We start from the raw sequence: 18,876 nt of genomic DNA on the forward strand, positions 1-18,876 counted from the left end.
AGAAACAAGAATGCAAGCCTCTCGACATGACGCCTGGGTCGGCCTTTTCGTGCTGATCGGTGGCGCGGCGTTGCTCTTCCTCGCGCTGAAGGCGGGCAATCTGCTCAGCCTGAATTTCGACGCCACCTACCAGGTGTCGGCGCGCTTCGACAACATTGGCGGCCTGAAGCCCAACGCGGCGGTCAAGAGCGCCGGCGTCGTCATCGGCCGGGTGGAGTCGATCAACTTCGATGACAAGACCTTCCAGGCCAAGGTCGTCATCAACCTGCACAAGGGTGCGCTGTTCCCCAAGGACAGCTCGGCCAAGATCCTGACCTCGGGTCTGCTCGGCGAGCAGTACATCGGGCTCGAACCGGGTGCGGACGAAAAGAACCTCGCCGCAGGCGACGTCATCCTGCAGACGCAAAGCGCCGTAGTGCTTGAAAACCTCATCGGCCAGTTCATCAACAACAAGGCGTCCGACATGGGCAGCACGGCCACGCCTGCGCCGGCATCCGGGAGCAAGCAGTGAGGCAATTGATTCGTGGACTGGCCCTGGTGGCCCTCGTGCTGGGCCTGGCAGGCTGCCAGACGGTACAAGGCGTGGGCAAGCGCGTGGAGCGTGCCGTCGACAAGGTCATGGGCTCCAAAGGCCAGCGGCTGGATCCCTGGGAGTCGTGGAACCGCAAGGTCTTCGCCTTCAACGAGAGGCTGGATGAGAACGTGCTGAAGCCTGTGGCCACGGCCTACTCCGAGGTCGTGCCATCACCCGTCCGCCAGGGCATCGACAACTTCTTCGGCAACATCGGCGACGCGTGGTCGGCCGTCAATCTGATGCTGCAGGGCCGCTTCAAGCCCGGCGTCGAGCAGGGCATGCGTTTCGCGGTGAATTCAACGCTCGGCCTGGCCGGTGTGCTCGATATCGCCACGGAAGCGGGCCTGGAGAAGAACAGCCAGGACTTCGGCAAGACGCTGGGCAAGTGGGGCATGGGCACGGGCGCCTATGTCGTCTGGCCGGTATTCGGGCCCTCCTCGGTGCGGGATTCCATTGCATTGCCGGTCGACTGGCAGGCGTCACCCGCCGTGGTTTTCGACGGTGGCGGCAGCAAGGTGGGCATCACGGCGCTGAATTTGGTCAACACCCGTGCCAACTTCCTGCGGGCGGGCGACATGCTGGAAGGCATCGCGCTGGACAAGTACACCTTCTACCGTGACGCCTATCTGCAGCGGCGCGGCAGCTTTGATGACGACGACGAGTACGAGGTGCTGGTCCCGGGCAACGGGGCTTCGGCACCAGCTGCAGCGGCACCCGAGGCCGCGGCATCAGCGCCCGCGGCGACGGCAAAGAAACCCGCTGATCCGGCGTCTGCCGCGTCGCGGTAAACAACTCGTTTCCTTGCGTCCCGGCGCGAGCAGCCAACCGAAACCCGCGCAGGCGCGTTTAGCGACTGCCCCTGTACAGAGAAAGTGACACCATGACTTTGCTGACTTCCTTGCGCCGCCTGCTGACTTTGGCCACCTTGGGCCTGGGTCTTGTGCACGGCGCCCACGCAGCCGATGCCACTGCGCCGGACCAGCTGATCCGCCAGCTGTCGCTGGAGACCATCGAAGCCGTCAAGGCCGACAAGGACATCCAGGCCGGCAACGTCAACAAGATCATCGCCCTGGTGGACACCAAGGTGATGCCCCATGTCAACTTCCAGCGCATGACGGCCTCTGCGGTCGGCCGCTTCTGGCGCCAGGCCACCCCGGACCAGCAGGCCAAGCTGCAGGCTGAATTCAAGACGCTGCTTGTGCGCACCTATGCCGGCGCACTGACGCAGGTCAAGGACCAGACCATTGCGCTGAAGCCGCTGCGCGCCCAGCCCACTGACGCCGAGGTGGTCGTTCGCACCGAGATCCGTGGCAAGGGCGACCCGATCCAGCTCGACTACCGCCTGGAGAAGGCCGGCGCCGTTTGGAAGATCTACGACGTCAATGTGCTTGGCATCTGGCTGGCTGATCAGTACCGCAACAGCTTCGCGCAGGAAATTGGCGCCAACGGCATCGATGGCCTGATCAAAAGCCTGGCCGACAAGAACGCCAAGGCCGGTGCGACGGCTGCCAAGAGCTGATCTTGAGTGGCCTGAAGCTGCCCGCACGGCTGCGCACGGATGGCGCTCGCGCCGCCTGGGCGCAGATGTCGCCGGCGCTGCGCGCCGAGGCCGCCCAGGTGCTGGCTGCTGCTGGCACGGAGGTGCGGCTGTCGGCCGCCGAACTGACGGATTTCGATTCGTCAGCACTGAGCCTGCTGCTGTCCGCCGCACGCCAGTGCAGCGAGCAAGGCGCGACGCTCAAGCTCAATGACGCGCCGGACAAGCTGCGTGAGCTGGCTCGCGTCTACGGCGTTGCAGAATTGCTCTGGGCGCCGCCGGCCGTCGTTTAGTTCAACCAGCGTAGCGTTTGGCGCGCAGGTTCTTCTTGATCTCTTGCAGCATGGGCCGCAGCTGCTGGCCCAGTCGCAGCGCCACGCCGGTCGTCAGGATGTCCACCGCGATAAGGTGAAGCAGCCGCGACACCATCGGGCTGTAGCGGTCGAAGTCCTCGGGATGGTCCACCGCCAGCAGGATCTGGTTGGGGCCCAGCGCCAACTGCGCAAGAGGCGAGGCGCTGGCCGTGATGATGATGATGGTCGCGCCCTTCTTGCGCGCAATCTCCGCAGCATCCAGCAGATCGCGGCTGCGGCCGGAGTTGCTGATGATGACGGCGCAGTCGCCGGGCGCCAGCATCGTCGCGCTCATCAGCTGCACATGGCCGTCGCTGTTGGCGGCGGTGTTGACGCCGAGGCGGAAGAACTTGTGCTGGGCATCCTGGGCCACGATGCCGGAGTTGCCGACGCCGTAGAACTCGATGCGCTTGTTGTGCCGCGCCGAATCGGCCAGCGCGTCGATGGCGCGCTCGAAGGCATGGCTGGCCGCATCGTTGCGGTAGTGCAGTAGCGCGGCGACCGCGTTGTCGACCACCTTGACGATGATGTCCTGCGGCTTGTCGTCCTCGTCCACGGCGCGGTGCACGAAGGGCACGCCCTCGTTGACGCTGCCGGCGAGCTTCAGCTTGAAGTCGGCCAGCCCGTCGTAGCCGACGCTGCGGCAGAAGCGCACCACCGTCGGCTTGGACACATGCGACCGGTCGGCCAGCTCGCTGACCGGCAGGCTGGCGAAGCTGCGGGCGTCGAGCAGCAGCAGTTTTGCCACCCGTTGTTCAGCGGGCGGCAGTGCCGGCAAGGCGGCTTTGACACGCTCCAGAATGCTCATTTCAGCTCCCCGCTCAACGGGTACGTTGCGCGGCCCTCCGAGAGGGCGCGGCCTTGCTTGGGGCGGCCCGGCGCAGCGGCCTTCATTGCTCTTCCGCCCAGTGGAAACCATCGCGTGCGACCAGCGCGCTGGCGGCGGCCGGGCCCCAGGACCCCGCCGAGTAGGGGCGCGGGCCGCTGGCATCAGCCGCCCACGCATCGAGGATGGGTTCGACCCAGCGCCAGGCCTGCTCCTGCTCGTCGCTGCGCACAAAAAGGTTGAGGCGACCGGCAATCGCGTCCAGCAGCAGGCGCTCGTAGGCGCCGACGCGCTGGGTTGCAAAGGCCTTGTCGAAGTCCAGGTCCAGCGACACCGGCGTCAGCTGCTCGCCATGGCCGGCGCCCTTCTGGGCCAGCAGTTGCAGCTCCAGGCCGTCCTCGGGCTGCAGCTTGATGACCAGGCGGTTGGGCTGGCTCGCACCGGGGAAGATCTTGTGCGGCACGGGGCGGAAGTTGACGACGATCTGCGCATCGCGCTCGGCCAGGCGCTTGCCGGTGCGCAGGTAGAAGGGCACGCCGGCCCAGCGCCAGTTGTTGACCTCGGTGCGCAGCGCGACGAAGGTTTCGCAGGCACTGTCCGGTGGCACCTTGACCTCTTCCAGATAGCCCGGCACGGCCTTGCCTTCGATGCTGCCGGCGCGGTACGTGCCACGCACGACGTCGCGGGCCACGCTATCAGGCGTGAAGGGCTTGAGCGAGCGCAGGACCTTGAGCTTCTCGTCGCGGATCGCGTCGGCATCGTTGCGCGCCGGAGGCTCCATCGCGATCATCGTCAGCAGCTGCAGCGCATGGTTCTGGATCATGTCGCGCAGCGCGCCGGTGCCGTCGTAGAACGCCCCGCGTGTGCCCACGCCCAGGCGCTCGGCCAGCGTGATCTGGATGTTGGCGATGCTTTCGCGGCGCCACAGCGGCTCGAACAGCGCATTTCCGAAGCGCAGCGCCATCAGGTTCTGCACGGACGGCTTGCCGAGGTAGTGGTCGATGCGGAAGGCCTGGCTTTCGGCAAAGACGCTGCGCACCGCACGGTTGATCTCCTGCGCGCTGGCCAGGTCATGGCCCAGCGGCTTCTCCAGCACCACCCGCACCTTGTCGTGGTTCAGGCCGACGGCGCCGAGCTGCTGGCAGATGCCCGTGAAGAGGTGCGGGCTGGTGGCCAGATAAAGCACGACGGTGTCGGCGTTGCGGGCATCGAGCCAGTCCTTGAGCCCTTGGTAGTGGTCGGGCTGGGACAGGTCCATGCGGCGGTAGTGGATCAACGCGCCGAACTGCTCGAACTCCTCGTCGGTCGGCCGCTTGGCGCCGTCGACTTCGCGGAAGCGCTCCTTCAGCCATTCGCGGTAGCGCTCGTCCGTCTGCTCGTCACGTGCGACGGCGAGAATGCGACCGCCTTCGGGCAACTTGCCGTGCCGGAAGGCCTGAAACAGCGCGGGCATCAGCTTGCGCCACGTCAGGTCACCGGTGCCGCCGAAAAACACGAGATCGAAAGACATTTGCGGGGTCTCCAGGCCAGCTCTTCCCATGGAGCGCTAACCGTTGTGTAACTTAGTTTCGTGAAATACTATGCAGCAGTTTCTTCGCCGGGTCAATCCAGTCGACCCGTAAAGGCCCATCCATGAACCAGCTCGATCAGCTCAAAGCCTTCACCACTGTCGTTGCCGACACCGGCAACTTCCTGCAACTGGCGCAGTTCGCGCCGCGAGATGCAACGACCAATCCTTCCCTGATCCTGAAGGCCGTGCAGTCGGCCGACTACGCGCCGCTGTTGACTGAAACGGTTGCGGCGCACCGCGGCAAGCCGCTCGACGAGATCGTCGACCAGGTGCTCGTGCGCTTCGGCCTTGAGATCCTGAAGGTTGTGCCGGGGCGTGTGTCGACCGAGGTCGATGCGCGCCTGAGTTTCGACAAGGCTGCCAGCCTGTCGCGCGCCCGCCGCATCATTGGGTTGTACGAGGCGGCTGGCATCGGCCGTGAACGCGTCCTGATCAAGCTGGCATCCACCTGGGAAGGCATCCAGGCCGCTGCAGAGCTTGAGCGCGAGGGCATCCGCTGCAACCTGACGCTGCTGTTCGCCTTTGCCCAGGCGGTGGCCTGCGGTGAAGCCAAGGTGCAACTGATCTCGCCCTTCGTCGGCCGCATCTACGACTGGTACAAGAAGTCGGCCGGCGCCGCCTGGGACGAGGCCGCACAGGCTGGCGCGAACGACCCGGGCGTGAAGTCGGTGACTCAGATCTATGCCTACTTCAAGCAGCACGGCATCAAGACCGAAGTGATGGGCGCCAGCTTCCGCAACATCGGCCAGATCCAGGCGCTGGCGGGCTGCGACCTGCTGACCATCAGCCCCGACCTGCTGGCGCAACTGCAGGCGACAGACGCCAAGCTGGAGCGGGCGCTCGATCCGGCCAAGTCGTCGGCAGTACCAGCGATGCACCTCGACGAAGCCGCCTTCCGCTTTGCGCTGAACGAGGACGCGATGGCGACCGAGAAGCTGGCCGAAGGCATCCGCCAGTTCGCCGTTGACGCTGTGAAGCTGGACAAACTCATCGAAGCAGCCTGACCATGACGACCCGCTGCGACCTGTCTCCCGTCTGGGCCGAGCTCCAAGCCCACTACGCCGCGAGTGGTCGCGGCTTCGACATCCGCACCGCCTTTGCGTCCGACGCGGGGCGCTTCGGCGCGCTGTCTTTCGAGGCGCCCGAGGTCTTTGCCGACCTGTCCAAGAACCGCATCGACACGCCGACGCTGGCGCTGCTGGTGAAGCTGGCCCGCGACTGCGGCCTGGAGGCGCGGCGTGACGCGCTGTTGCGTGGCGACCCGGTCAACCACACCGAGGGCCGCGCGGTGCTTCACACGGCGCTGCGCGCGCCGGCGGGCAGCGATGCACCCTTCCATGCCGAGGTGCAGGCGTCGCTGGACGCGATGCTGGCCTTTGCCGAAAGCGTGCGCCGTGGCGCGCGCGGCCAGATCACCGACGTTGTGCACATCGGCATCGGTGGCAGCGACCTCGGCCCGGCGATGGTCGTGCAGGCACTGCAGGCCTTTGGGCGCCGCGACCTGAAGCTGCATTTCGTGTCCAACGTGGACGGGCACGATTTGGCACCCGTGTTGGCCGGCCTGGATGCGGCGAACACGCTCTTTGTGGTTGCATCCAAAACCTTCACAACCCAGGAGACGCTGGCCAACGCGCAGGCCGCCAAGGCCTGGTTCCTGGCGGCCGGCGGCACGGACGTGGCACGCCACTTCGTCGCGACAAGCAGCAACACGGCCGCTGCCGCCGCCTTTGGCATCGACACCGCCTTCGGCTTCTGGGACTGGGTCGGCGGCCGTTACTCGCTTTGGTCGGTCATCGGCCTGCCCATCGCCATTGCGGTCGGCGCGAGCAACTTCCGCGACCTTTTGGCCGGCGCGCACGCGATGGATGGGCACTTTGCGTCCGCATCGCTTGAGCAGAACCTGCCCGTGCTGCTCGGCCTGGTCGACATCTGGTATCGCAACTTCCACGGCTTCACCAGCCGCAGCGTGGCGCCCTACCACCAGGGCCTGCGTCGCCTGCCGGCCTATCTGCAGCAGCTGGAGATGGAAAGCAACGGCAAGGGCGTGGACCTGGACGGCAATGCGTTGCGCTTGAGCACCTCGCCCGTCGTCTGGGGTGAGGCGGGCACCAATGGCCAGCACGCCTATTTCCAGATGCTGCACCAGGGCACCGACGTCATCCCGGTCGAGTTCATCGCCGTCAAGCGCCCCAACCATGGCGCGAGCGGCGAGCTGGCCACCAAGTTGGCCGACCAGCACCGCAAGCTGCTGGCCAACTGCCTCGCGCAGAGCCAGGCGCTGATGCAGGGCAAGACGGCCGAAGAGGCCCTCGCCGAAAAGGCGCCGACGGCGTCAGCCACCTTGGACCGCGACGTGCTGTCCCGTCACCGCAGCTTCCCCGGCAACCGGCCGAGCACGATGCTGGTGTTGGACGCGCTGACGCCGCGTTCACTTGGCGCCTTGATCGCCCTTTACGAGCACCGTGTTTTCGTCACGGGCGCGCTCTGGGGCATCAACAGCTTCGACCAGTGGGGGGTGGAGCTCGGCAAGGCGCTGTGCAATCAACTCCTGCCGCGTCTGGAATCGGGCGACGCGACCGGGCTGGACGGCTCGACCGCCGGCCTGCTGGCCCGGTTGACGGCATGAAGATCGTCTTCGACTTCGGCGGCGTCGTGTTCCGCTGGCATCCCGCCAGTTTCCTTGCCCGCATCTGGCCGCATCGCGTCGAGACGCTGGAGCAGGGGGCGGCAATCGCAGCCCAGTTCTTCCAGAACTACGGTGGTGACTGGGGACTGTTCGACCAGGGCCTCATCGGTGCTGACGAGGTGGTGCGCCGCATTGCCGCCCGCACGGGCTGGCCGCGCGGCGAGGTCGCCGCTGTCGTGCGCGCGGTGCCGGATGAGCTGATGCCCATCCCCGGCACCGTCGTGCTGATCCGCGACCTGCGCGCCGCCGGGCACACGTTGCATTTCCTGTCCAACATGCCCGAGCCTTACGCTGACCATCTCAGCCAGACCTATCCGCTGGGCGAGTGGTTCGAGTCAGGCCTGTTTTCCGGCCGCATCAAGCAGATCAAGCCGAGCGCCGAGATCTTTGCGATGGCCGAGAAGCATTTCAACGCGCAGCCGCATGAACTGCTTTTCCTGGACGACCACCCGGTGAACGTCGACACCGCGCTGTCGCGCGATTGGCAGGCCTTCCTGTTCACCGATGCCGCCAGCGCGCGGCGCGAACTGGTGTCGCGGCGCTTGCTCAGTGCATGAGCCGGTCGCCGTCCGAGCCCTGCTCATCGGGCTCCTCGGGCGGCGCGGCCGGTACGCGGAAGGACTCGCTGGCCCAGGCGCCCAGGTCGATCTGCCGGCAGCGCTCGCTGCAGAACGGCCGCCACTTGTTGCTGGGTGCGAACACGCTGTCGCCGCCGCATTGCGGGCAGCGCACGATGCGCTCGCCTTGGGCGTTGGTCTTCATTTGATGTCTATTGGCAAAGCGCCAGCTCGAAGCCGATGTCTTCAGGGGCCAGCTTGAGTCGGCCGTCCTCGTCCTGGCGCATCAGCCGGATGGAAATCATCAAGCGGTGGCCCGAGATTTCAGGGATCAGCCCCAGGCTGGGGTCGATGCGCATGCGCAGCAACTGGTAGACGCGACCCGGCGGCAGGCTTTGCTGGAACTGGCCGGCGGTGGCCGCGACCTTGTGCGGGCTGCCTGCATCACGCAGCAGGCCGAGCAGCACCTGCAAGGCCTCGGCCATCGGCATCAGCGTTTGCGCCCATGACATCAGATCCTTGCGGCGACGTACGGGCAGCAGCTGCTGCCAGTTGTAGTAGGCCGGCAGATCGAACTCGCAGGTGCCGCCCGGGATGCTGATGCGGCTGCGGATGCTCATCAACCAGTCGTTGCCCGTCAGTGCCGTGCCGGTCTTGCCAGCAACGGCGTTCAGCCGCTGGTATGCGCCGTCGATGCGAGCGACTACCTCGTCGAGCCGCGCCTCATCCAGGCCGGGGCTGCCACGGTAGCCATTGAACTGGGCCTTGTGCTTTTCCAGCTCCTTCAGCAGGTCGCTCTTCAGGTCAGCGCGCGAGGCGACGTCCAGGATCTCGAACAGCGTGACCAGGGCGAAGTGGTGATCCAGCGCGGTCTCGCGCGCCATCAGCGCACCGAGGCGGTCGAACAGGTGTTCGAGGCGGAGCATCGTGCGGATGCTCTCGTTGAACGGGTACTCGTACAGGACCAATGGTGTCTCGGGATGGACTGCGATCAGGGCGGCGCGATTGTTTCACAGCCCCAGCGCGCAGCCAGGGCCAGAACCTCGTTTCTGAGCGCAACAAGTGAGAGGTCATCGTTCCACAAGACCGCATCGGCAGCGGCGCGACGTGCTTGGCGTGTTGCCTGTGCCGCCAGCGCGCCGTCGATGCGCTCGCGCGTCCAGCCAGGGCGTTGCAGCACGCGGCCGATCTGCGTCTCGGTAGCGCAGTCGACGACGAGCACGCGCGCGACACGCGACCGCCAGCGCCCCGACTCGACCAGCAAGGGCACGTCGAACACGACAAGGCCGGCCGCAGCCGTCTCGGCTTGCGCAAGCGCCCGGGCTGTGATCAAGGGATGGAGGATGGCTTCGAGCCGGCGCTTGGCGCTGGCGTCCGAGAAGACGAGGGCGCGCATGCGCTCCCGGTCGAGTGCGCCGTCCGCGGTGATGAACGCGGCACCGAATTGCTCCTGAACCGCCGGCATGGCGACGCCGCCGGGAAGGGTCAGTGCGCGCGAGATCGCATCGGTGTCAACGATGGTGGCGCCAGCGTCGCCAAGCATGCTGGCGACCGTGCTCTTGCCGCTGCCGATACCGCCCGTCAGGCCAATCCGCATCGTGGCGTCAGGTCCAGCCGAGCCAGCCCAGCACGGTCTGCTGGCCTGCAAACAGCACGACCAGACCGCCCCCCGCGAGGAAAGGGCCGAAGGGAACGTAGCGACCCTCGCGCAGCCGGGCATTCATCTTCATGACGATGCCGACCACTGCGCCGATGGCCGATGCGCCGAGCACGATGGGCAGGATCATCTGCCAACCCAGCCAAGCACCAAGCGCGGCGAGCAGCTTGAAATCGCCATAGCCCATGCCTTCCTTGCCCGTGGCCAGTTTGAACAGCCAGTAGACGGACCACAGCGACAGGTAGCCAGCGAGTGCTCCGATCAGTGCCTTGTCCAGCGGAATCGTCCAACCCATCAGCGCAGCGACGAGCCCGGCCCAAAGCAGCGGCTGGTTGATGGCATCAGGTAGCAGCGTCGTGTCCCAGTCGATCATCGCCAGTGCGATGAGGGCGGCGACAAAGCCGCACCAGAGCAACGTCGTCGGCTGCGCGCCGAAGCGCCAAGACAGCGCCGCGAATGCAACACCGGTGGCGATCTCGACCAGCGGATAGCGCGTCGAGATGGGCGCCTTGCAGGCCGCGCATTTGCCGCCGAGGCGCAGCCAGCCGATGACGGGCAGGTTCTCATGCCAGCGCAGCTGATGGCCGCAATGCGGGCACCTGGAGCGCGGCTTGGAGATGCCAAAGGGCGGCAGCGCCTCGATCTTGGTGCCATAGGCGTCGACGGCCTTTGCCAGCTTCTCGGTCTCGCTGGCTGGCGCCCCGATGACGCGCGCCATCGCCGGCGCATCGGTCAACTGGGCGGCGGATTCATGCAGCCATTGGCGCTCCAACATCAGCGGGATGCGATGGACGACGACGTTCAGGAAGCTGCCGATGCACAAGCCCAGGATGCCCAGCACCCAGGGGGAGAGCCAGAGGGACCAGTCGAGAGAGACAGCGGGCATGTTGAGCGGCGTTGTTGAAAGGATGCGGGCGGGAATCTACCCGCATTCAGCCGCCGGGACGCCGAGCCTCAGACCACCTGACCCAGCTTGAAGATGGGCAGATACATCGACACCACGATGCCGCCGATGAGGCCTCCAAGGATGACGATGATGAACGGCTCCATCAGGCTGGAGAGGGCCTTGACCATCTCGTCCACCTCGTCCTCGTAGAACTCGGCGGCTTTGCCCAGCATGTGGTCCAGCGAGCCGGACTCTTCGCCGATGGACGCCATCTGCAGCACCATCGTCGGAAAGACGCCGGTGGTCTGCATGGACGTCGTCAGTGCCGAACCGGTCGACACATCGCGCTGGATTTGCTCGGTGGCTTCCGCGAACACTGCATTGCCCGCGGCGCCACCCACTGAATCAAGCGCTTCGACGAGCGGCACGCCCGCCGCGAACATTGTTGACAGCGTGCGAGTCCAGCGCGCGACCGCGGACTTGTACATCAGGTCGCCGAAGACCGGCACCTTGAGCAGCAACCGATCCATGCGCTTCTGCATCTTCTCGGAGCGCTTCCAGCTCTGGATGAAGAAATAGATGCCGCCGCCAAGGCCGCCGAAGATCGCCCACCAATACGAGACGAAAAATTTCGACATGGCGATGACCATCAGAGTCGGTGCTGGCAAGTCGGCGCCAAATGACTTAAACACATCCTCGAAAGAGGGCACCACGAAGATCATGATGACCGCTACGACGATGAAGGCGACGATCATCACGGCGACCGGATAGGTCAGCGCGGACTTGATCTTGTTCTTGATGGCGACCGTCTTCTCTTGGTAGATGGCGAGCCGGTCCAGCAGCGCTTCCAAGATACCGCCCGTCTCGCCTGCCTCCACGAGATTGCAGTAGAGGGCGTCGAAATACATCGGATGCTTGCGGAACGCGGCGGACAGGCTCGTGCCGGTCTCAACATCCTGCCGGATGTCGTTCAACAGTCGCGTCAGCCGTGGGTTGGTGGCGCCGCGGCCGACGATGTCGAAGGCTTGCAGCAGCGGAACGCCAGCGCGCATCATCGTGGCCAGCTGGCGGGTGAAGACGGCGATGTCCTTCTGCTTGATCGATGAGCCGCCGCTGGCGCGGCGCTTCTTGACCTTGTTGACGAGGATGCCCTGCCGGCGCAAGGTCGCGCTGACCATGGCTTCGCCACCGGCACGCAGCTCGCCCTTGACGATCTTGCCGTTGCGGTCCTTGCCCTCCCACTCGAAGACGAAGTCCTTGACGCCTTTTGCTGCGGCGGTGGCAGTGGCAGTGGCCATGCACGTTCCTCGAAACTGAATTATTCGTTGGTGGCGGATAGCACTTCTTCAAGCGTCGTGATTCCGCCGCGCACTTTCACCAAGCCGGACTGACGCAGGTCGCGCACGCCTTCCTTCTTGGCTTGTTCGGCGATGTCCATCGCGGTACCCAGAGCCAGGATGATGCGTTGGATTGCTTCAGTGACCGGCATCACTTGATATAGGCCCAGCCGTCCGCGGTAGCCGTTGGTGCAATTGCTGCAACCCACCGCGCGGTAAGGCTTCCAGCTGCCGTCGAAATCTTCCTCCGCGAAGCCGGCCCTGAGCAGGGCTTCGCGCGGGTAGTCGGCAGGTTGCTTGCAGTTCTCGCACAGCCGGCGCACCAAGCGCTGGGCGGTGATGAGAAGCACGCTCGACGCGATATTGAAAGGCGCAACACCCATATTGAGCAGGCGCGTCAGCGTCTTGGGCGCGTCGTTGGTGTGCAGCGTTGACATGACCATGTGGCCGGTCTGCGCCGCCTTGATGGCGATGTCGGCCGTCTCAAGGTCGCGAATTTCGCCGACCATGATGATGTCTGGATCCTGGCGAAGGAATGACTTGAGCGCTGCCGAGAAATTCAGGCCGGCCTTGTCGTTGACATTGACCTGATTGATGCCGGGGAGGTTGATTTCCGCCGGATCCTCGACGGTCGAAATGTTGACGCCGGGCTGGTTGAGGATGTTCAGGCAGGTGTACAGAGACACCGTCTTGCCCGAACCCGTCGGGCCCGTCACCAGCACCATGCCGTAAGGTCGGTAGATGGCGGCCAGCAGGCGTTCTTTCTCTATCTTCTCGTAACCCAGGGCTTCGATACCAAGCTTGGCCGAGGACGAGTCGAGGATACGGACGACGATCTTTTCGCCAAACAGCGTCGGCAGGGTGCTGACCCGGAAGTCGATGGATTTGCTGCCGAACTTCAGCTTCATGCGCCCGTCCTGGGGCACCCGTCGTTCCGCGATGTCTAGGCGCGAGATCACCTTGATACGGGACGACAGCTTGTCCTTGATGGCGATCGGCGGCTGGGTGATTTCGCGCAGCTCACCGTCGACGCGAAAGCGCACCCGGTAGTGAAACTCGTAGGGCTCGAAGTGCAGGTCAGAGGCGCGAAGATTGATCGCGTCGACCAGCATTTTCTGAAGGAAGCGAACGACGGGAGCGTCCTCGACGTCGGCCAGTTCAGACGATTCCTGCTGCGGGGTCGCATCTTCCTCGGCGATGTCAAAGTCGAAGTCGCCACCCGCAATGGATTCCAGCGTCTCCGCTGCAGTGACGCCTGCGCTGACCAGCATCTTGGTCAGTTTGTCGTGTTCGACGATGACCCATTCGGGTTGAAGTTGCGTTGCGAACTTGATCCGCTCGATAACTTCGAGTTCGGTCGGGTCCGCACCGCCGATGAAGAGTCGACTGCCGCGTCGCGACAGGGCGATAACCTGATACTGCTGCGTCAACTTCGCGTCGATGACGTTTTGCGGCATGCGCTGCGGGTCCATCGCCGACAAGTCGAGTAGCGGCAACGCCAGCGCACTCGAAAGCGTATGGGCCAAGTCGAATGCCGAGACCTGTCCGCTGGCAATCACGGCATTGACGAAACTGACCTTTTTCTCGCGCGCCTGTTTGACGAGGTCTTCGGCGGCTTTGCTTTGCAGCTTGCCGGCATGCACCAACATGCGCGCTACCCCTGACAGGGAAGACTGAAGCGGCTCAGCGAGCGTGGTTTCCACAGGCGGTTGCGTCGACGACGGAGGGGCAGAGTTCGTCGATTGTGCCAGTCATGCGTACGGGCGGAGTCAAACGAATTCCAGGGATAACCGCAACTTTTCAACGTCGCGCGACTGAAATCCGTCGCATTTTCTTGCCCTCATCCCGAAGACTAAGACTTGGTCGGGGTGAGAGGATTCGAACCTCCGGCCTCTACGTCCCGAACGTAGCGCTCTACCAGGCTAAGCTACACCCCGATGGTCTTTTGCTAAGCGCTCACTATGAGTGGCGCTCAACCGACTGAATTGCGAATTCTAGCAGAGATTTCGTCCACTTATTGGGAGGAAGCAATTGCAGGCATTCGGCTGCATGCCGGGCCTCGGCGCGAGCGGCTTCCCGAGTCGATTCGAGGGCGCCAGTGGTCCGCACGATAGTGACGATCTCCTGAAGCTTCTCTTGCTCCCCTTCCTCGATCGCATGCCGCAGCAGCGTGCGCTGTTCAGGCGTCGCGCGTTCCATGGCAATCAGCAATGGCAGGGTCGTCTTGCCTTCGCGCAGGTCATCGCCAATGTTCTTGCCGAGTTCATGAGCGTCGCCTTCGTAGTCAAGAACGTCGTCAATGAGTTGAAATGCGGTGCCTAGAGCGCGGCCGTAAGCGGCGCAGGCCTCCTCGACCTCCGGCGACGCGTCGGCGAGCACCGCGCCAAGACGCGCGCTTGCCTCAAAGAGCTTGGCTGTTTTGAAGCGGATCACGCGCAGATAACTTTCCACGGTGATGTCCGGGTCATGCATATTCATCAGCTGCAGAACCTCGCCCTCAGCGATGACGTTGGTGGCCTCCGCCAGCACCTCCAGCACGCGCATGCGGTCGACAGAAACCATCATCTGGAAAGCGCGCGAGTACAGGAAGTCGCCGACCAAGACGCTCGCCGCGTTGCCAAACAGCGCGTTCGCGGTCGGTTTGCCACGTCGCAACGACGACTCGTCGACGACATCGTCGTGCAGCAAGGTTGCCGTGTGAATGAATTCGACCACGGCAGCCAACTCGAAGCGAGCGGTCTGCTCGAAGCCCAGCGCGTTTGCGAACAGCAGCACGAGCTTGGGGCGCATGCGCTTGCCGCCCGCATGCACGATGTAGTGGGCGATCTGATCGATCAGCGCCACGTCTGAGCTCAGGCGCTGGGCAATGACTGCGTCCACCTGAGCCATTTCAGCGGCGAGTAGAGCGAGGACCTCGGCAACTTGGGATGGGGGCGAGGCTGACTCGACGCGCACTCTGGACTCTCAAGCTAGGGAGGCCGCCATTATAGGAAGCGCGCGAAGTCCCGACGAAGAGGGGTCGGCCAACTGTTCATCTCCCTCAGCGGGGGGGCTGGGTGATTGCCATGTTTTGATCGCCGAGGGTATACTCGCGGGCTCTTTGCAACTCGCATGCCTTTAGATGCGTGGGACGCAGGGGAACAAAACCGACAAAAAGGCCCGGCGAGGGCGGCGGCGCAAACCTTAAAGGGGAGCGCGGAGCTGCTGGAGCCGGGTGAATGCGCCTCCAGGGTGCGAAAGGAAGAACATGTACGCGGTCATCAAAACCGGCGGCAAGCAGTACAAGGTTGCTGCTGGCGAAAAAATCAAGGTCGAGTTGCTCGACGCGGAAGTCGGCGCTGAGGTCACCATCGACCAAGTGCTGGCAGTTGGCAGCGGTGACGGCCTGACGGTCGGCGCTCCGCTGGTCGCTGGCGCCACGGTCAGTGCCAAGGTGGTCAGCCACGGCAAGCACGACAAGGTTCGCATTTTCAAGATGCGCCGTCGCAAGCACTACAAGAAGAGCCAAGGCCACCGCCAGAACTACACCCAGCTGGAAATCAGCGCGGTCAACGGCTGATCCAGCCGCTTTCGCTAATTTTGAGGAGCTAACTCATGGCACAGAAAAAAGGCGGCGGTTCCACACGGAACGGCCGCGACTCCAAGCCCAAGATGCTGGGCGTCAAGGCTTTCGGCGGCGAACTGATCTCCGCCGGTTCGATCATCGTGCGTCAGCGCGGTACCAAGTTCCATCCCGGCGTGAACGTCGGCATCGGCAAGGACCACACGCTGTTCGCATTGGTCGATGGCCACGTTTCTTTCGCCATCAAGGGCGAGAAGAACCGCCAGACCGTCGTCATCACGCCGCTGGCGGCTTGATGATTGCGTGATCCGGACGGGTCAGCCGTTCGGACAGTCTCAAGCCCCGGCTCGCCGGGGCTTTTGCTTTTTGGATCCGGTTCACCGGGTTTGTTTTTTGGAAAGCCCGCCCCGCGCAATCGCAGCGGCGCGCCGCAACCCAGCCAGTACGATGGCTGACTCGCCATGAAATTCGTCGACGAAGCCACCATTGATATCGCAGCCGGCAACGGCGGTGCGGGCTGCGCGAGCTTTCGTCGCGAGAAATTCATCCCGTTCGGCGGGCCGGACGGCGGCGATGGCGGCAAGGGCGGCAGCGTCTGGGCGGAGGCTGACCGCAATCTCAATACACTGATCGACTACCGTTACGCGCGCCGCCATGAGGCCCGCAACGGCGAGGCCGGTCGCGGCTCGGACTGCTTCGGCGCGGCGGCCGACGACATCGTGCTGCGCGTGCCCGTCGGCACCATCATCACGGACCTTGAAACCGAGTCCGTCATCGGCGAATTGATCGAGCCCGGCCAACGCATCCTGCTCGCCAAGGGCGGCGATGGCGGTTTCGGCAACCTTCATTTCAAGACCAGCACGAACCGCGCGCCGCGTCAGAAGACACCTGGCTGGCCGGGTGAGACCAAGAAGCTGCGGTTGGAACTGCGCGTGCTGGCCGATGTGGGTCTGCTGGGCCAGCCGAACGCAGGCAAGTCGACGTTGATCACGGCAATCTCCAACGCCAAGCCGAAGATTGCCGACTACCCGTTCACGACGCTGCATCCCAACCTCGGCGTTGTGCGCGTCGCGCCCGAGAAGAGCTTCGTCGTCGCCGACATTCCAGGGCTCATTGAAGGTGCTGCGGAGGGTGCCGGCCTTGGTCACCAGTTCCTGCGCCATCTGCAGCGCACGCGGTTGCTTCTGCATGTCGTCGATCTCGCGCCCTTCGATCCGGAAGTCGATCCGGTCAAGGAAGCCAAAGCCATCGTGGCGGAGCTGAAGAAATACGACGCCGGCCTGCATGCCAAGACGCGCTGGCTGGTGCTGAACAAGCTCGACATGGTCCCTGAAGACGAACGCGCCACGCGCGTGAAGGATTTCGTCAAGCGCTATCGCTGGAAGGGCCCGGTTTTCGAGATTTCGGCGCTGACACGCCAAGGTTGCCAGCCACTGATCCATGCCATCTATGACCACGTCGCGGCCGAGCAGCGCGTGCTTGTGGAGCCCGATATTCGCTTCGAGTCCAACAGCCCCGCCGAATGAGCCTGCTGTCCGACGCGCGCCGCATCGTTGTCAAGGTCGGGTCCAGCCTCGTCACCAATGAGGGCCGGGGCATTGACGCCGAGGCGATTGCCAACTGGAGCCGCCAGCTTGCTGTGCTGGCGAAGGACGGACGCGAGCTGATCATGGTGTCCAGCGGCGCCATCGCCGAGGGCATGAAGCGCTTGGGCTGGGCGAGGCGCCCCAAGGAGTTGCATGAACTGCAGGCCGCTGCAGCTGTTGGCCAGATGGGGCTGGCACAGATGTACGAGAGCCAGCTTAGCGCACAGGGCATGGCCAGCGCGCAGGTCTTGTTGACGCATGCCGACCTCGCCGACCGCGAGCGCTATCTGAATGCGCGCTCGACCCTGCTGACGCTGCTCGCCCACCGCGTGCTGCCCGTCATCAACGAGAACGACACGGTCGTCAACGACGAGATCAAGTTTGGCGACAACGACACGCTCGGCGCCTTGGTGGCCAACCTTGTGGAAGCCGACGCCCTCGTCATCCTGACAGACCAGCGCGGTCTGTACTCCGCGGATCCGCGCAAGGACCCCACCGCGCGCTTCATTGAAAACGCCCAGGCCGGCGACGCGGAACTGGAGCGCATGGCTGGCGGCGCGGGGTCCAGCATCGGCCGCGGCGGCATGATCACGAAGATCCTCGCCGCCAAGCGCGCCGCCGGTAGCGGTGCAGGCACTGTCATTGCCTGGGGACGCGAGCCTGATGTGCTGTTGCGCCTGGCCGCCGGCGAAGCCATCGGCACGGCGCTGCACGCGGCCACGCCCAAGCTGGCGGCACGCAAGCAATGGATGGTCGACCATCTGCAGATGCGCGGCGCCGTGCGGATCGACGCCGGCGCCGTCGTCAAGCTGCGCGGCGAGGGCAAGAGCCTGCTCCCCATTGGCGTGACCGAAGTGCAGGGCGACTTTCACCGTGGTGACGTGATCGCCGTGATGGCGCCTGACGGAACCGAACTGGCGCGCGGCCTGGCCAACTACTCAGCCGCGGAGTCGCGACTGATTGCGCGCAAGCCGTCCTCAGAGTTCGAGAGCCTGCTGGGCTACGCGGCCGAACCCGAACTCATCCACCGCGACAATTTGGTGCTCCGCTAGGGGCGCCAAATTGCGGCGCAGCTCACATCGCTTGCGATGTGAGCGCAGACACAATTTAGTGCTGCGCTAGGCGCGCACGCGGGTCAGTTTGGCGGCTCGCCATCTGGGGGTGCTGCCGCCGCCTCCAGCGGCATCGGCCCGCTGTTGCGTTCACCGCGGTGCGACGGACGCATGCCCGCGCGCAGATACCGGTTGTGATGGTTGATGCGCGGCAGATAGCGCGCCAGTTCGGTCAGCGCCATTTCATAGACGCCGCGTTTGAACTCGATGACGGCTTCCAGCGGCACCCAATACTCGTTCCAACGCCAGGCGTCGAACTCGGGGTGATCGGTTGCGCGCAAATTCATGTCGCAGTCTCGGCCCACCATCTGCAGCAGGAACCAGATCTGCTTCTGGCCGCGGTAGTGGCCACGCGCATCGCGTCGTATGAAATGCTCGGGCACTTCATAGCGCAGCCAGTCACGCGTCCGCGCAATGATGCGCACATGCTCTGGTGTGAGCCCCACTTCTTCGTGGAGCTCTCGGAACATCGCCTGCTCAGGCGTCTCGCCGTGTTTGATGCCCCCTTGCGGGAACTGCCACGAGTGCGTTCGGATGCGTTTGCCCCAAAACACCTCGTTGCGTTGGTTGAGCAGGATGATGCCGACGTTGGGGCGGAAGCCTTCACGGTCGAGCATAATCAACCTCAAATCT

Annotated in this window: 21 protein-coding genes and 1 tRNA gene; 11 read left to right on the forward strand and 11 right to left on the reverse strand. The window is 64.5% G+C overall.

The window, feature by feature from the left end; translation table 11 throughout:
* Nucleotides 1–10 precede the first annotated feature (10 nt).
* The 4 genes from mlaD to ASC81_RS03580 all read left to right on the forward strand — a co-directional run bounded on the left by mlaD (nucleotide 11) and on the right by ASC81_RS03580 (nucleotide 2,404).
* On the forward strand, nucleotides 11–511 hold the full coding sequence (gene mlaD / locus ASC81_RS03565; RefSeq protein WP_056262785.1) for an outer membrane lipid asymmetry maintenance protein MlaD: 501 nt from the start codon (nucleotides 11–13) through the stop codon (nucleotides 509–511).
* Nucleotides 508–1,362: a VacJ family lipoprotein gene (locus ASC81_RS03570; RefSeq protein WP_156391710.1), complete on the forward strand. Its 855-nt coding sequence runs from the start codon at nucleotides 508–510 to the stop codon at nucleotides 1,360–1,362. Before mlaD ends, ASC81_RS03570 begins: the two co-directional genes overlap by 4 nt.
* A gap of 92 nt (nucleotides 1,363–1,454) precedes the next feature.
* Entirely contained in the window at nucleotides 1,455–2,093 is a 639-nt protein-coding gene (locus ASC81_RS03575; RefSeq protein WP_056262791.1) for a phospholipid-binding protein MlaC, read from the forward strand.
* Nucleotides 2,094–2,095: 2 nt separating this feature from the next.
* Nucleotides 2,096–2,404, forward strand: a complete 309-nt coding sequence (locus ASC81_RS03580; protein WP_235533561.1) for an STAS domain-containing protein — start codon at nucleotides 2,096–2,098, stop codon at nucleotides 2,402–2,404.
* Between the two features lies 1 nt (nucleotide 2,405).
* Here ASC81_RS03580 and ASC81_RS03585 read toward each other — a convergent pair whose 3' ends face one another.
* Nucleotides 2,406–3,266: a MurR/RpiR family transcriptional regulator gene (locus tag ASC81_RS03585; RefSeq protein WP_056264267.1), complete on the reverse strand. Its 861-nt coding sequence runs from the start codon at nucleotides 3,264–3,266 to the stop codon at nucleotides 2,406–2,408.
* A gap of 88 nt (nucleotides 3,267–3,354) precedes the next feature.
* The gene (gene zwf / locus ASC81_RS03590; protein WP_056262794.1) at nucleotides 3,355–4,800 is read right to left on the reverse strand and encodes a glucose-6-phosphate dehydrogenase; all 1,446 of its coding nucleotides are present in this window, start codon (nucleotides 4,798–4,800) and stop codon (nucleotides 3,355–3,357) included.
* A 122-nt stretch (nucleotides 4,801–4,922) separates the two neighbouring features.
* On the opposite strand from zwf, the gene tal reads away from it, so the two are divergent.
* Genes tal through ASC81_RS03605 form a run of 3 tightly spaced genes read left to right on the forward strand, consistent with a single transcriptional unit; the run spans nucleotide 4,923 to nucleotide 8,103 of the window.
* Nucleotides 4,923–5,864 (forward strand): transaldolase, encoded by a 942-nt coding sequence (tal, locus tag ASC81_RS03595; RefSeq protein WP_056262797.1) that lies wholly within the window; start codon nucleotides 4,923–4,925, stop codon nucleotides 5,862–5,864.
* Nucleotides 5,865–5,866: 2 nt separating this feature from the next.
* Nucleotides 5,867–7,486: a glucose-6-phosphate isomerase gene (pgi, locus tag ASC81_RS03600; protein WP_056262800.1), complete on the forward strand. Its 1,620-nt coding sequence runs from the start codon at nucleotides 5,867–5,869 to the stop codon at nucleotides 7,484–7,486.
* Nucleotides 7,483–8,103, forward strand: a complete 621-nt coding sequence (locus ASC81_RS03605) for an HAD family phosphatase (protein ID WP_056262803.1) — start codon at nucleotides 7,483–7,485, stop codon at nucleotides 8,101–8,103. Before pgi ends, ASC81_RS03605 begins: the two co-directional genes overlap by 4 nt.
* On the opposite strand, the gene ASC81_RS03610 is transcribed toward ASC81_RS03605, so the two are convergent.
* The 8 genes from ASC81_RS03610 to ispB all read right to left on the reverse strand — a co-directional run bounded on the left by ASC81_RS03610 (nucleotide 8,093) and on the right by ispB (nucleotide 14,872).
* Nucleotides 8,093–8,308, reverse strand: a complete 216-nt coding sequence (locus ASC81_RS03610) for a DNA gyrase inhibitor YacG (RefSeq protein WP_056262807.1) — start codon at nucleotides 8,306–8,308, stop codon at nucleotides 8,093–8,095. The genes ASC81_RS03605 and ASC81_RS03610 overlap by 11 nt on opposite strands.
* Nucleotides 8,309–8,315: 7 nt before the next feature.
* Nucleotides 8,316–9,071, reverse strand: a complete 756-nt coding sequence (gene zapD / locus ASC81_RS03615) for a cell division protein ZapD (RefSeq protein ID WP_056262809.1) — start codon at nucleotides 9,069–9,071, stop codon at nucleotides 8,316–8,318.
* A 23-nt stretch (nucleotides 9,072–9,094) separates the two neighbouring features.
* Nucleotides 9,095–9,700 (reverse strand): dephospho-CoA kinase, encoded by a 606-nt coding sequence (gene coaE, locus ASC81_RS03620; protein ID WP_056262812.1) that lies wholly within the window; start codon nucleotides 9,698–9,700, stop codon nucleotides 9,095–9,097.
* Between the two features lie 7 nt (nucleotides 9,701–9,707).
* Entirely contained in the window at nucleotides 9,708–10,646 is a 939-nt protein-coding gene (locus ASC81_RS03625; RefSeq protein ID WP_056262815.1) for an A24 family peptidase, read from the reverse strand.
* Between the two features lie 68 nt (nucleotides 10,647–10,714).
* Entirely contained in the window at nucleotides 10,715–11,944 is a 1,230-nt protein-coding gene (locus ASC81_RS03630; protein ID WP_056262817.1) for a type II secretion system F family protein, read from the reverse strand.
* Nucleotides 11,945–11,964: 20 nt separating this feature from the next.
* Entirely contained in the window at nucleotides 11,965–13,632 is a 1,668-nt protein-coding gene (gene pilB, locus ASC81_RS03635) for a type IV-A pilus assembly ATPase PilB (protein ID WP_056262820.1), read from the reverse strand.
* A 211-nt stretch (nucleotides 13,633–13,843) separates the two neighbouring features.
* Nucleotides 13,844–13,920: transfer RNA gene (locus tag ASC81_RS03640), tRNA-Pro, on the reverse strand.
* Between the two features lie 22 nt (nucleotides 13,921–13,942).
* On the reverse strand, nucleotides 13,943–14,872 hold the full coding sequence (gene ispB / locus ASC81_RS03645) for an octaprenyl diphosphate synthase (RefSeq protein ID WP_056262823.1): 930 nt from the start codon (nucleotides 14,870–14,872) through the stop codon (nucleotides 13,943–13,945).
* A gap of 358 nt (nucleotides 14,873–15,230) precedes the next feature.
* On the opposite strand from ispB, the gene rplU reads away from it, so the two are divergent.
* From rplU to proB, 4 genes are all read left to right on the forward strand, one after another.
* Nucleotides 15,231–15,542, forward strand: coding sequence for a 50S ribosomal protein L21 (gene rplU / locus ASC81_RS03650; RefSeq protein ID WP_056262826.1), 312 nt, complete (start codon nucleotides 15,231–15,233; stop codon nucleotides 15,540–15,542).
* 35 nt (nucleotides 15,543–15,577) lie between these two features.
* Entirely contained in the window at nucleotides 15,578–15,841 is a 264-nt protein-coding gene (gene rpmA, locus ASC81_RS03655) for a 50S ribosomal protein L27 (RefSeq protein ID WP_056262830.1), read from the forward strand.
* Nucleotides 15,842–16,006: 165 nt separating this feature from the next.
* Nucleotides 16,007–17,071: a GTPase ObgE gene (gene obgE / locus ASC81_RS03660; RefSeq protein WP_056262833.1), complete on the forward strand. Its 1,065-nt coding sequence runs from the start codon at nucleotides 16,007–16,009 to the stop codon at nucleotides 17,069–17,071.
* Nucleotides 17,068–18,183, forward strand: a complete 1,116-nt coding sequence (gene proB, locus ASC81_RS03665) for a glutamate 5-kinase (protein WP_056262834.1) — start codon at nucleotides 17,068–17,070, stop codon at nucleotides 18,181–18,183. Before obgE ends, proB begins: the two co-directional genes overlap by 4 nt.
* A gap of 83 nt (nucleotides 18,184–18,266) precedes the next feature.
* Here the strand turns inward: proB and ASC81_RS03670 are convergent, their stop codons facing one another.
* The gene (locus ASC81_RS03670) at nucleotides 18,267–18,860 is read right to left on the reverse strand and encodes an RNA pyrophosphohydrolase (RefSeq protein ID WP_056262837.1); all 594 of its coding nucleotides are present in this window, start codon (nucleotides 18,858–18,860) and stop codon (nucleotides 18,267–18,269) included.
* Nucleotides 18,861–18,876 lie beyond the last annotated feature (16 nt).

Origin of the sequence: Pelomonas sp. Root405, from assembly GCF_001425165.1 — a bacterium.
GTDB lineage: Bacteria > Pseudomonadota > Gammaproteobacteria > Burkholderiales > Burkholderiaceae_C > Pelomonas.